Source organism: Luteimonas sp. RC10 (assembly GCF_014192745.1).
In the GTDB taxonomy this organism is placed as follows: domain Bacteria; phylum Pseudomonadota; class Gammaproteobacteria; order Xanthomonadales; family Xanthomonadaceae; genus Luteimonas.
This window is the reverse complement of record NZ_JACHYJ010000003.1, coordinates 52,957-65,948: the sequence shown is the minus strand read 5'-3', so window position 1 is coordinate 65,948 and position 12,992 is coordinate 52,957. Positions and strand designations below refer to the sequence as shown.

The window sequence follows — 12,992 nt, the reverse complement described above, 5'->3', positions numbered from 1 at the left end:
GGACTGCGGCGGTGACCGCGCCCGATCCGGTGGCCGCCGCCCCCAAGGCCCGAGGCGGGCTGCTGCGCTCGAGCGCGGTGTTCAGCGCGATGACCCTGCTGTCGCGCATTGCCGGCTTCGCCCGCGACATGTTGCAGGCGACCCTTTTCGGGACCGGCGGGGCGATGAGCGCCTTCATTGTCGCCTATCGCATCCCCAATTTCCTGCGCCGGGTGTTTGCCGAGGGCTCGATGGCGATGGCCTTCGTGCCGGTGCTCAACGAGATCAAGGAGCGCGGCGACCGGGCGGCGCTCAAGTCCTTCGTCGACCACATGGCCGGTGCGCTGTGCGCGGTGGTGCTGGTGGTCTGCGCGGCGGGCATGCTGCTGGCGCCACTGGTCGCGCGGCTGTTCGCGCCCGGCTGGGCCGACCAGCCCGAACTGCTGGCACAGACCGCGCAGATGCTGCGGATCACCTTCCCGTATCTGTTGTTCATCTCGCTGATGTCGCTGGCCGCGTCGATCCTCAACAGCCACGGCCGCTTCGGCTTGCCGGCGTTCACCCCGGTGCTGCACAACCTGACGATGATCGCCGCGATGCTGTGGCTGGCGCCGCGCTTCGCGCTGCCGCCTCAGGGCCTGGCCTGGGGTGTGCTGATCGCCGGATTCCTGCAGTTGGCGCTGCTGTGGCCGGCGCTGGGCCGGCTGGGCTTGCGGCCGCGGCTGCGGCCGGGCTTCGGCCATGCCGAGGTGCGCAAGGTCGGGCGGCTGATGCTGCCGACGCTGTTCTCCTCGTCGGTTGCCCAGGTCAACCTGATCGTGGGCACCGCGTTCGCCTCGCTGCTGGCCAGCGGCAGCGTCGACTGGCTGTACTACTCGGATCGGCTGATCGAGTTCCCGCTCGGCCTGTTCGGCGTCGCGCTGGGCACGGTGATCCTGCCGCACCTCTCGCGCCGGCACGCGGCCCAGGACGCGCAGGGCTACAGCCAGTCGCTGGACTGGGGGCTGCGCATGGCGCTGCTGGCCGGCGTGCCGGCCGGTCTGGGCCTGCTGCTGCTGGCCGAGCCGATCACCGCGACCGTCTACAACTACGGCGCGTTCGGCGCCTACGACACGCGGATGGCCGCAGTCAGCCTGACCGCGATGAGCCTGGGCGTGCCGGCGTTCATGCTCAGCAAGGTGCTGGCCCCGGCGTTCTACGCTCGCCAGGACACCAAGACGCCGATGCGTGCGGCGATCTGGACGGTCGCGGCCAATGTCGCACTCACCGTCGCGCTGACCACGCCGCTGTGGTTCTACGCGGTGCCCGGGGCGCACGGCGGTATCGCGCTGGCGACGGCGCTGGCGGGCGTGGTCAATGCGGCGCTGCTGTGGCGCTACCTGCGCCGTCGCGCGATCTTCGTGCCCGAGCCGGGCTGGGGGCGCTACCTGCTGCGGCTGGCCGGCGCCTGCGTGGCGATGGCCGCGGTGGTGCTTGCACTTCGCGGTTGGATCGGCGAGTGGACCGCGATCAGCGGCTGGCAGCACCGCATCGCCTGGCTGGCGCTGGTGATCGGCGCCGGTGCGGCCGCCTACGGCCTCGCAATGGTGGCGTTGGGCTTGCGGCCGCGGCACCTGCGGCACTGACTGTCGCAGCGAGCGGGCCCATGCGGTCCGCGGCGCGGCGGCCGCGCCCGCTATAATCTCCGGTCACCTTCCGGAATGCGGTGCCTGGCGCCGCTTCCGCCCCGACGAGACGCCATGAGCAGGCTGTTCCGCGACATCGCCGGCGGGTCCGAGTGTGCCGACGGCAGCGTGGTCTGCATCGGGGCGTTCGACGGCCTGCACCTCGGACACCAGGCGCTGGTGCGCCACGCGGTCGCGCGCGCGCGCGCGCTGGGCGTCGCGGCCGCGGCCTTGAGCTTCGAACCGCTGCCGCGCGAGTTCTTCGCCGCCGACGCGCCGCCACCGCGGCTGGGGCCGGTGCGGGCGAAGATCGAGGGCCTGCGCACGCTCGGTGCCGACGTCATCGGGCTGCTGCGCTTCGATGCGCGGATGGCGGCGATGTCGCCCGAGGCCTTCGTCGAGCAGGTACTGCTGGCGCGGCTGGGTGCACGCGAGGTCTGGGTCGGACCGGGCTTCCGGTTCGGGCACCGGCGCGCCGGCGATCTGGCGACGCTGCAGGCACTGGGGTGCGAGGCCGGCTTCGTCGCCGGCGAGATCGCGCCGCTGGCGATCGATGGCGAGCGGGTATCGAGCACGCATATCCGGGCCGCACTCGTGGCCGGCGATTTCGTCCATGCCGCCCGCTTGCTCGGACGGCCGTATGCCGTCTCCGGTCGCGTGGTGCGCGGCCAGCAGCTCGGCCGCACGCTCGGCTATCCGACTGCGAACCTGCGCTTCGGCGGCAAGGTGCCGGCGCTGCGCGGCATCTACGCCACGCGCGTGCATGGCGTCGGCAGCGATGCCGATCGAAGCCGGCCGTGGCCGTCGGTGTCGAGCTTCGGCACCCGGCCCACGGTCGGCGGCGTCGAGCCGCTGCTCGAGGCCCATCTGTTCGATTTCGACGGCGACCTGTACGGGCGCAGGATCGAGGTCGAGTTCGTCGCGCGACTGCGCGATGAGGAAAAGTTCGACGACCTGCCCGCCCTGGTCGCGCAGATGGATCTGGACGCCGTGCGCGCCCGGGCCCTGCTCGCCGAGGCGACCGCCGGCGCCCCTCCACGACAAGAACCGCAACGACAGGACGACGCGTGAGCGCCCAGGCCGACAATTCCCCGAACCCCTACAAGTCGACGATCCACCTGCCGGCGACCGACTTTCCGATGCGCGGCGATCTGCCCAAGCGCGAGCCGGCGATGCTGGCGCGCTGGGAGGAGGACGGCCTGTACGCCCAGTTGCGCGAGCATGCGCGCGGCCGTCCGCTGTTCGTGCTGCACGACGGCCCGCCTTACGCGAACGGCACGATCCACCTTGGCCATGCGGTCAACAAGATCCTCAAGGACATCATCGTCAAGTCCAAGGGCATGGCTGGCTTCGATGCGCCCTACATCCCGGGCTGGGACTGCCACGGCCTGCCGATCGAGATCGCGATCGAGAAGAAGTGGGGCAAGGTCGGGGTCAAGCTCGATGCGGTCGAATTCCGGCGCAAGTGCCGCGAGTACGCCAACGAGCAGATCGATATCCAGCGCCGCGATTTCAAACGCCTGGGCGTGATCGGCGACTGGGACAACCCCTATCGCACGCTGGACTTCCGCTTCGAGGCCGATGAGATCCGCGCACTGGCGAAGATCGTCGACAACGGCCATCTGACCCGTGGGGTCAAGCCGGTGCACTGGTGTTTCGACTGCGGTTCGGCGCTGGCCGAAGCCGAGATCGAATACGCCGACAAGGTCTCGCCGGCGATCGACGTCGCCTACGTCGCGCGCGATGCCGCGGCGTTCGCACGCGCCTTCGGCGCCACGCTGCCTGCCGGTGTCGAGGTCGCGCTGCCGATCTGGACCACGACGCCGTGGACACTGCCGGCGTCGCTGGCCGTGTCGCTGGGCGCCGAGCTCGAGTACGCGCTGGTCGAAGGGCCGGCCGCGCAAGACGGACACCGCCGCTGGCTGGTGCTGGCCGATGCGCTGGCCGAGAACGCGCTGCGTCGCTACGGCGTCGAGGGCGACGTCGTCGTGCACGGCCGCGTGGCCGGCAGCGCGCTCGAGCACCTGGTGCTCGGCCATCCCTTCTATGCCGAGCGCGATATCCCGGTGATCCTCGGCGATCACGTCTCGGCCGAGGACGGCACCGGCGCGGTCCACACCGCGCCCGGCCACGGCCAGGAGGACTACGTCGTCGGCAAGGCCTACGGCCTGCTCGAGCGCTACAGCGCCGCGCAGCTCAACCCGGTCGATGGCCGCGGCGTCTACCTGCCGTCGACGCCGCCGATCGGCGACACCGCACTGGCCGGGCTGCACATCTGGAAGGCCAACGACGTCATCGTCGACGCGCTGCGCGCACAGGGCAGCCTGCTGGCGTTTGCGAAGCTCGAACACAGCTATCCGCACTGCTGGCGCCACAAGACGCCGATCGCGTTCCGCGCCACACCGCAGTGGTTCATCTCGATGGAGCAGGGCGGGCTGCGCGCCGATGCGCTCGCCGCGATCGAGGGCGTGACCTGGTACCCGGCCTGGGGCCAGGCGCGCATCGCCGGCATGGTCGAAGGCCGCCCGGACTGGACGATCTCGCGCCAGCGCACCTGGGGCGTGCCGATCGCGCTATTCGTGCACCGCGAAACCGGCGAGCCGCATCCGCGCACGGTCGAACTGATGCGTGCGGTCGCCGACCGCGTCGAGCAGCACGGCGTCGACATCTGGTACACACTCGATGCGACCGAGCTGCTCGGCAGTGATGCCGCCGACTACGACAGGATCACCGACATCCTCGATGTCTGGTTCGACTCGGGCGTCACCCATGAAGCGGTGCTGCGCGCGCGCGGCTACCCCAAGCCAGCCGACCTCTACCTCGAGGGCTCCGACCAGCACCGCGGCTGGTTCCAGTCCTCGCTGCTGACCGGCGTGGCGATCGACAAGGCGGCGCCGTACCGGCAGTGCCTGACGCATGGCTTCACCGTCGACGAGCACGGCCGCAAGATGTCCAAGTCGCTGGGCAACGGCATCGAGCCCCAGGACATCATGAAGACGCTGGGCGCCGACATCCTGCGCCTGTGGATCGCCTCGGCCGACTACAGCAACGAGATGTCGCTGTCGCAGGAGATCCTCAAGCGCACCGCCGACGCCTACCGCCGCATCCGCAACACCGCGCGCTTCCTGCTCGGCAACCTCGCCGGGTTCACGCCGGCGAGCGATCTCGTCGCGCCGCAGGACATGGTCGCGCTCGATCGCTGGATCGTGCATCGCGCCGCCCAATTGCAGACGCGCATCGAGGACGCGTACGCGCGCTACGACTTCGCCGAGATCGTCCAGGCGCTGTCGAACTTCTGCAGCGTCGACCTGGGCTCGTTGTACCTCGACGTGACCAAGGATCGCCTGTACACGATGCCCGAGCACTCGGTCGGGCGGCGCAGCGCGCAGACTGCGATGTACCACATCGCTGAGGCCTTCGTGCGCTGGATCGCGCCGGTGCTCAGCTTCACCGCCGACGAGATGTGGGGCTATCTGCCCGCGCCGGCGCAGGGCACGCGCGAGGCCAATGTGCAGTTCGCGATCTGGTACACGGGCCTGAGCTTGCTCGACGGCGACGCCGACTGGGGGCCGCAGGACTTCGAGCGCGTGCTGGAACTGCGCGAGCGTGTGGCCAAGGTGCTCGAGCCGATGCGCGCCAGCGGCGAGATCGGCGCTGCACTCGATGCCGAGATCGAACTGCGCTGTGGCGTTGCCGATGCCAACTGGCTCTCGCCGGTGGTCGACGAATTGCGCTTTCTGCTGATCAGCGGCGACGTCACGCTCGTCGACGCGGGCGACGCGACCACGATCGGCGTGTCGGCGCGCGCGACCGACAAGCCCAAGTGCGTGCGCTGCTGGCAGCGCCGTGCCGATGTCGGCGCGCATGCCGAGCACGCGGGGCTGTGCGGCCGGTGCGTGGAGAACATCGCGACCGATGGCCGCGATGGCGGTGGCGAGACCCGGAGGTGGTTCTGATGGCCCGTCCCGTCCCCAACGCGCTGCCGTGGCTGACGCTATCGGTGGTGGTGATCGCACTCGACCAGCTGACCAAGTGGTGGGTGCTGACCTCGCTGCCCGAATACACCGCGATCCCGGTGATCGAGGGCGTCTGGAACTGGTACCGCACCTACAACACCGGCGCGGCGTTCAGCTTCCTGGCCGATGCTGGCGGCTGGCAGAAGTGGTTCTTCACGATTCTGGCGATCGTCATCAGCGGCGTGCTGGCCGTCTGGCTGGCCAAGACCCCGCGGCGCGACTGGCGCACCGCACTGCCGTTCGCGCTGGTGATCGGCGGCGCACTGGGCAACGTCATCGACCGCCAGATCCACGGCCACGTCGTCGACTTCATCCAGTGGCACTGGCGCGACCACTACTGGCCGGCGTTCAACCTCGCCGACGCCGCGATCGTCGGCGGCGCGATCGGCATTGCCCTGTTCGGCTTCTTCCCGGCGAAAAAGAAGTAGCCTCCGCCGTCAAGCGAATGACGTGGTCAGCGTTTTTTCGCGGGATCTGACACGCCGCGATTGCCGCCCCTTCCCCCGTAGGCGGGGGAAGGCTGGGATGGGGGCGAACGATCCGTTTGCGCGCAAGCTGAGCCACCCGAAGCTCAAGAAGAAGTGGCCCCGCCGACAGCGAGGTCGCGCGACGCTCGCGATTGCCGCCCCTTCCCCCGCCCGCGGGGCATTGCACCCTTTACGGGCGGAAGGCTGGGATGGGGGCGCACTTGGTTCGCATCGGTCCGGGAGGTCGCCAGCGCAGCCAACCGCCCGGGGCGGGGGAAGGCGCTCACCGCGCCACCGAGCGTTCAGCGTGGCGCAGAAGACACGCCGTCCTGCCGCCGTTCCGCTTCCGAACCGCCGCCTCCGGTAGACTGCGCATCTCATGGATATCGTCCTCGCAAACCCCCGCGGCTTCTGCGCCGGCGTCGACCGCGCGATCGAGATCGTCAAGCGCGCGATCGAGACGCTCGGCGCACCGATCTACGTGCGCCACGAAGTCGTGCACAACCGGTTCGTGGTCGAGGACCTCAAGCGCCGCGGCGCGATCTTCGTCGAGGAACTCGACGAAGTGCCCGACGGCGTGACCGTGATCTTCAGCGCACACGGCGTCTCGCAGGCCGTGCGCGAGGAAGCCGCCCGGCGCCGACTCAAGGTCTTCGACGCGACCTGTCCTTTGGTGACCAAGGTGCACTTCGAGGTCGCGCGCCATTGCCGCGCCGGCCGCGACGTGGTGCTGATCGGCCACCAGGGCCATCCCGAGGTCGAAGGCACGATGGGCCAGTGGCGCGCCGAGGCCGGCGCCGGCAGCATCTACCTCGTCGAGGACGAGGCTGATGTGGCCGCGCTCAACGTCGGCCAGCCCGAGAACCTGGCCTACACGACCCAGACCACGCTGTCGGTCGACGACACCCGCGGCGTCATCGCTGCGCTGCGCGAGAAGTTCCCGGCGATCCAGGGCCCGAAGAACGATGACATCTGCTACGCCACGCAGAACCGCCAGGACGCCGTGCGCGACCTGGCGAAGGAATGCGACCTGGTGCTGGTCGTCGGCTCGCCCAACAGCTCCAACTCCAACCGCCTGCGCGAACTCGCCGAGCGCGACGGCGTGGAGGCCTACCTGATCGACGGCGCCGACGAGATCGACCCCCGTTGGGTTGAAGGCCGCCACCACATCGGCGTCACCGCCGGCGCCTCGGCCCCGGACGTGCTGGTGCAGGGCGTGCTCGACCGCCTGCGCGAACTGGGCGCCAACGGCATGCGCGAGCTCGCTGGCGAGCCGGAAAGCATGGTCTTCGCCCTGCCCAAGGAACTGCGCCTGCGCCTGGTCGATTGACGGCCGGCCCCGCGCTCCCTAGAATTCGCGTCCCAAGCCGGAATAGCTCAGTTGGTAGAGCGGCGCATTCGTAATGCGTAGGTCGTAGGTTCGATTCCTATTTCCGGCACCAGCGTCATCGAAAGCCCCGGCCTTGGTCGGGGCTTTTTGTTGTGCTCGTCTAGGCCTGGTGCACCTGTTGTCTACGTCTCAGCAGCCGTCTTTCGGCCTGGACGGACGCAGACGATGCGGGGGATGCATCGCGTGCGCACGCGCGCTTGAGCTGCTCGGATGTCGACACGACTGGTCTGCGGTGCTAGTGTCGGGCGGGTTGGGCTGATCGGGGGAAAGCCCGACCGGATACGTCTTTTCCGCCGCGGCATTTGATTTGCCGCATGCAACGAGAGGCAAGGAAGGACGGCCGTAGAAAAGCCTTGTGACCGCGCGACGGTGATGATAAAAATGTGCTGCCCGTCTAATTTGTAGGCGGGGCTGTCCTTATCACGCGTGGGCAGTGTGCGCATGCGCACACCATCCAGCGGAGCAATGTGGCTAGGATGATCCGTGTCAATATGACCATGATCGTCTCCATAAGTTCCTCCGTGAGCAAGGTGTACAAGTATCTTGTATATGCGTGGCTAAACCCTGGCACTGACTAGGGTGGGTAGGATCTCCTGAGATGGGATCTGTGCATTACCAGCAGGGGGGGCAATTGGTCGCCACAGCCAGCTCCACCCTGTAGAAATTGAGGGATCGAAGGTGCGGAAGAGGACTCCCCCTGGCTCAGCGCTGGAAGCTGCGCTTCAGAAAAAGCAGGGCTATAAGCACTTCGACGTTCCTTTGACTGCGAAGCAATGCGAGCGTCTGGTCTCGGATCCGGCGGCGGTGAGTCGACACGCTTTTTTTCCCTTCCTGCGCTTAGACATAGTCCGTCCACGCATCAAAAGATTGGCTACGGGGCGATTGCTCAAGAGCAGCAAGGTCCGCGATATCCGCTATGCGGCGCATGCTGACGCCTCGATCTATGCCTACTACAACTTCCTTCTCTCGGAACTTTACGAGCAGGCGTTGAAGATTGCTGGGTTAGACGAGTGTGTCATCGCGTTTCGCTCACTCGGCAAGTCCAACGTCGAGTTCGCCAAAGAGGCGTTTGATTGGATCTCCGAACACACGCCGTGCGTCGCGCTCGGGTTTGACGTCAAGGATTTCTTCGGTTCCTTGGATCACTCATTGCTCAAGCAGGGGTGGGCTGAGTTGCTTGGAAAGCCGAAGCTGCCAGCGGATCACTACGCTGTTTTCCGGTCTCTGACAAAGCATGCTTCTGTAGAACTGATCGCAGCGCGCAAAGCGGTTGGCCTGAGTCGTAGCGCTTTGGAAAATCGAGAGAAGATCTGCGACCCAGCAGAGTTTCGAGGCGTAATCCGAGCTGGCGGATTGGTCGAGGTGAACAAGGCTGGGAAGGGCATCCCTCAAGGTTCGCCGATGAGCGCGTTGATCTCTAATATCTACATGCTTTCCTTCGACAAGGAAATGAGCGAAGCCGCACACCATCTAAGCGGGTACTACCGACGCTATTGTGACGACATCTTGGTGGCTGTGAAGGACGAGCATGTAGCGTATTTCAAGCACCTTGTGGAGGACAAGTTGGCTGCTCTTCGGCTGACTATGCAGGCCGCAAAGACGCTTGAATGTGCCTTTATGCCGTTGGCGGAAAAGCCCCTTCAGTACCTGGGGTTGGTTTTCGATGGAGAGCGCATTCTGCTGCGATCATCCGGTGTGGCGCGCTACTTCAAGAAGATGCGGGCAGGTGTTCGCCAACACACCAGGGCGAGGAGCAGGGATGGGAAGACGCTTCTTTCGGTGCAGCGGCAGAAGTACCTGTTGCGGCAGTACACAGAGCACGCGCCAGACCATCAACGAAGCTACCCGAGCTACGTCAAGCGTGTGTCCATTGCGACAGGATCGCCAGCAATCCTGAAGCAGCTTAGGCAGCACCGAAAACGCTTCAGAAAGCTCATGCAGGAGTAAAGGCTGTGCAGGATTGAGTTCCGATTAGCTACGTACAGCCGTTATGGCAGCCACAATCTCCGCCTGCTTTGGTAGCTTGGATAGCCACGGGATAGCCGCTGCGATTGTGTCCGTTTCGGCAAAGAGCTGTGCTGAAATCGTTCCATGGCGAGAACTAGCGTACAACAATCACCGGTGAGTTAGTCCGTTTCCCTGAGCATCCGTCTCATGTCGTCGTCGCTAACAATGGGGACGCGCGAACCAATGCTGGAACGCAGCTCGGTCAATGCGTCGTCGTCAGGCATACTGCTCACGAAGAACTCATGGGACAGTGAGGCGCTGATCTGATTGAGATCCGCCACTGAAAGCGTGTGGGTGAAGCCAGCCTCCTGCCCGACGATGCAGCGAGTGGGCGAGATTGGCAGGAACACCGCGCACGCATGCGTCTCATCCTCGATCGAACCCAGCGCCAGGCGAGGCTGCCCGTCAGTAAAAAGGGCGATGGGACCGCAATCGCCAAGAATGAAGCGCTCTACATCGGTTGCTTCCCAGACCATGAACTTCATTTCCTCGACCATGCGCATTATCCGAGGGGTCGTGGCCGGCACACGTGATAGAGCGCCGAGAAACGCCCGGTTAGCCAGTGTCTCTGCTTCCTGCTCGACCTTCGTCATGAGCTGGTCGATGACGGTGTGTGTCTGATCCACGAAGTTCTGCTGGTGCTGGGCCACAAGTGCCTTCCACTTCGGGAGCATCTTCGAGTAGAGCTGCGCCTGCTGCTCCCGGCTGAAATGGGGGTTCTCTTTGCGGAGCCGCTCGTAAATCAGTCGGCGACGCGTAGCGGGGTCATGCATGCTCTTGTCGAGCTCCGCGTAGAGCTCTCGCCCATCGAAGAGGCGTTCGCGCACTATCTCCAAGATCACCGGGAAGGTCTCTATCAGCGCATTGCGCATCCCCTTCGTACGAAAACTCAATGCGCAGATCAGCCTTGCGCAAGCCTCGGGCTCAATAGGTTCTTGCGCGTTAAGACGGTTGACCGTGATGCTAAGTTCCCGCTCGGCTTTAGTCATTGCGTCGTCGAGCGACGTGTCTTCAGGACCGCCATAGAAGTCCAGTTCTTGGCCCAGTTCCATGACGTTGGTGCCGTAGGTTCCATGTGCGCGATGGTGTGCGTAAACGTAGAAGTGCTTCCCGCGCTGCTGATACGCGAAGGGGCGCTGCAGAAATCTGGGGAGGTAGTGGTGCTTGCGGCCGGCCATGGGGTGATGCCTTCAGAAGCAGTAGGTTGTATGAGATGTCGGCCGAGTTGGCCAGTTCTGCCCATTCTGAGGACGTTGCGGCTCATCTCCTAAGACCGGGAAGGGGGCTGCCCCATTTCCACGGACGGTTTGACTACGTCTGAAAACTACTGATCGATCATAGTCGCCCAGCGTCGGCGTCCGGTCGGCCTCAGCCTCTGCTGTCATCTGCTCCTGATGCACAGCCCCACCGTCTGGGCCTGTAGTGAAGGACGAACAGTGCGGCTTTCCGATAAGCCTCCGTCTTGGACTGCTGGCTGGTGGGGTCGAAGTTGCACCGTGGCAGGTCGGGAACGCTGCGCGATACGCCGTCGACCATCTTCCGGCTCCGGATCTGGTGGTACGCCGCCCGTTCTGCGATCGTGGCGTTGACGTTGGGCTTGGTCTTATGTCGGGCCGTGAGCGCGTCCTCTTGACGCGATTTTGTCCCATAAATTTGTCCAGAATTCAATAAGGCGTTGATACTTAAGGGTTGAAAGCCGCATTCGTAATGCGTAGGTCGTAGGTTCGATTCCTATTTCCGGCACCAGTGTCATCGAAAGCCCCGGCCTTGGTCGGGGCTTTTTGTTGTGCTCGTTTCGGCCTGGTGCACCTGTTGTCTACGTCTCAGCAGCCCGTCTTTCGGCTTGGATGGATGCAGACAATGCGGGGGATGCACGCTTGCGCACGCGCGCTTGAACTGCCCGGATTTCGACACCACCAGTCTGCGTGCTAGTGTCGGGCGGCTTGGGCTGGTCGGAGCATTCATCGCGGATGCGTGTGTTTCGCAGTGGCACTGCGTGTGCCGCATGCAGCGAGAGGCAAGGGCGGACTTTGCTTGCAGGAGGGCGGGCTTGGAGACAGACGATGGGCGCGGTGCGCGCCGTGACGAAGCGACTGGCGGCACGCGCTGCGTGCTGATCCACACCGTGGAAGGCGATTTCCATGCGGCCGTGGCCGGGCATGCGCTGCGGTTGCGGGGGCATGAGGTCGTCCGCTGGCGGGGCGACCACTATCCCGAATTCAGCGCCAGCACGATGCGCTTCGGACGAGAGGGCATGCAGGGCACGCTGGTCTGCGATGGGCGGACGGTGTCGTCGGATGCGATCGATGTGGTCTGGTATCGCCGGCGGCGTCTGGTGTCGTCGCCGGACTACGTGGATCCGCGCGACCAGGCGTTCTGCACCGAGGAGCTGCGGATGGCGGAGCGCTCGCATCCCGAGGCCTTCGCCGATGCGTTCTGGATCAACCCGCCGGCCGCGTCCCTGCTGTGCGAGGTCAAGGCGCATCAGTTCCGTCATGGGCTGGCGGCCGGACTCACGGTGCCGCGCACGTTGATCAGCAACGACCCGACGACGATCCGGGACTTCATCCTCGAGGTCGAGGACTGCATCTACAAGCCGCTCGGCGGCTACATCTGGAAGGAAGACGGGGCGAGTCTGAAGACCTACACCGCGAAGGTCGGGGTGGACGATCTCCCGGCCGATGCGTTGTTGCGTGCAACGCCTGGCATCTTCCAGGAGAAGGTTGCGAAGGCCTATGAGGTCCGCGCGCAGTTCTTCGGGCACAGCTGCTTCGCAATCAGGATCGACTCCAACACGCTCGAAGGCGGCGACCTGGACTGGCGGCTCGACCAGAGATCGATCCGGCGTTGTGAGCCGGCGCAGTTGCCTGGCGCGGTCGAGGCGGCCTGCATCGCGCTCATGGCGCGGCTGGGCATCGTGAGCGGAGGATTCGATTTCATCGTCACGCCGGAGGGCGACTGGCAGTTCCTGGAGGTCAATGAGGCGGGCCAGTTCTTCTTCATCGAGTCCTGGTGCCCGGACCTGCCGGTACTCGATGCGTTCTGCCAATTCATCGAAACCGCGCGTGCGGATTTCAGGTATTCGGCGCCCGGGAAGCCGACAACTTTGACGCAGGCCACGGTTTCGGCCCATGCGCACGGGCTAATCTCGAAATGACCTTCGAAGTCCAAGGATCGCAGGAGCCGCTCAGCGCGGCCTCTTTCGATGTCGCGGCGGTACGTCGTGGCAATGATGTGATGTGTCCCATCCAATCATGAGGAGTGGTTATGTCCAGGAAGTCCGAAGAGCGTACGGCCGCGGCCGTGGAAGGCCGGGTGTTGGCGCGCGTGCTGTCCCGCGAGGAAATTGCGCACGTCAGTGGCGGGGCAGGCCCGTTGGCCGAACCGACCGATTCGTGGGTCGACCATGGCACCTGCACGCCCAAGAGCGATCCGCCGCTGGTGTCGGATCCGCATCTGTGAGTCCATC

General features: G+C 65.5%; 9 protein-coding genes and 1 tRNA gene. 9 read left to right on the top strand and 1 reads right to left on the bottom strand.

The features are described from left to right. The first annotated feature begins 59 nt into the window (after positions 1-59). The 7 genes from murJ (at position 60) to drt2 (ending at position 9,463) form a co-directional block, all read left to right on the top strand. A complete protein-coding gene (murJ, locus tag FHW73_RS07225) occupies positions 60-1,604 on the top strand; it encodes a murein biosynthesis integral membrane protein MurJ (protein ID WP_255492854.1) in 1,545 nt (514 codons plus the stop codon). Positions 1,605-1,718: 114 nt separating this feature from the next. Then, a complete protein-coding gene (locus FHW73_RS07220) occupies positions 1,719-2,714 on the top strand; it encodes a bifunctional riboflavin kinase/FAD synthetase (protein WP_183426049.1) in 996 nt (331 codons plus the stop codon). A 68-nt stretch (positions 2,715-2,782) separates the two neighbouring features. After that, the gene (ileS, locus tag FHW73_RS07215; protein ID WP_221187483.1) at positions 2,783-5,599 is read left to right on the top strand and encodes an isoleucine--tRNA ligase; all 2,817 of its coding nucleotides are present in this window, start codon (positions 2,783-2,785) and stop codon (positions 5,597-5,599) included. Beyond that, complete coding sequence (gene lspA / locus FHW73_RS07210; RefSeq protein WP_183426261.1) at positions 5,596-6,087, top strand: signal peptidase II; 492 nt, start codon at positions 5,596-5,598, stop codon at positions 6,085-6,087. The genes ileS and lspA overlap by 4 nt, the downstream gene beginning before the upstream one ends. A 418-nt stretch (positions 6,088-6,505) precedes the next feature. Continuing rightward, positions 6,506-7,456 carry a 4-hydroxy-3-methylbut-2-enyl diphosphate reductase gene (ispH, locus tag FHW73_RS07205; protein WP_183426047.1) on the top strand — a complete coding sequence of 317 codons (951 nt, stop codon included), beginning with the start codon at positions 6,506-6,508 and terminating at the stop codon, positions 7,454-7,456. A gap of 36 nt (positions 7,457-7,492) precedes the next feature. After that, positions 7,493-7,568: transfer RNA gene (locus tag FHW73_RS07200), tRNA-Thr, on the top strand. A 626-nt stretch (positions 7,569-8,194) separates the two neighbouring features. Next, positions 8,195-9,463 (top strand): antiviral reverse transcriptase Drt2, encoded by a 1,269-nt coding sequence (gene drt2 / locus FHW73_RS17530; protein ID WP_183426046.1) that lies wholly within the window; start codon positions 8,195-8,197, stop codon positions 9,461-9,463. 179 nt (positions 9,464-9,642) lie between these two features. Here drt2 and FHW73_RS07190 read toward each other — a convergent pair whose 3' ends face one another. Beyond that, entirely contained in the window at positions 9,643-10,701 is a 1,059-nt protein-coding gene (locus FHW73_RS07190; RefSeq protein WP_183426045.1) for a DUF4238 domain-containing protein, read from the bottom strand. A 713-nt stretch (positions 10,702-11,414) separates the two neighbouring features. On the opposite strand from FHW73_RS07190, the gene FHW73_RS07185 reads away from it, so the two are divergent. Both FHW73_RS07185 and FHW73_RS07180 read left to right on the top strand, forming a co-directional pair. Beyond that, positions 11,415-12,680, top strand: a complete 1,266-nt coding sequence (locus FHW73_RS07185; RefSeq protein ID WP_183426044.1) for an MvdC/MvdD family ATP grasp protein — start codon at positions 11,415-11,417, stop codon at positions 12,678-12,680. A 110-nt stretch (positions 12,681-12,790) separates the two neighbouring features. Next, complete coding sequence (locus FHW73_RS07180) at positions 12,791-12,985, top strand: hypothetical protein (RefSeq protein ID WP_183426043.1); 195 nt, start codon at positions 12,791-12,793, stop codon at positions 12,983-12,985. Positions 12,986-12,992: the final 7 nt, after the last annotated feature.

Coding starts and splice junctions, on each gene's coding strand:
- FHW73_RS07220 (WP_183426049.1), top strand. CDS start 1,719: ATGAGCAGGCTGTTCCGCGACATCGCCGGCGGGTCCGAGTGTGCCGAC.
- ileS (WP_221187483.1), top strand. CDS start 2,783: ATGCGCGGCGATCTGCCCAAGCGCGAGCCGGCGATGCTGGCGCGCTGG.
- ispH (WP_183426047.1), top strand. CDS start 6,506: ATGGATATCGTCCTCGCAAACCCCCGCGGCTTCTGCGCCGGCGTCGAC.
- FHW73_RS07190 (WP_183426045.1), bottom strand. CDS start 10,701: ATGGCCGGCCGCAAGCACCACTACCTCCCCAGATTTCTGCAGCGCCCC.
- FHW73_RS07180 (WP_183426043.1), top strand. CDS start 12,791: ATGTCCAGGAAGTCCGAAGAGCGTACGGCCGCGGCCGTGGAAGGCCGG.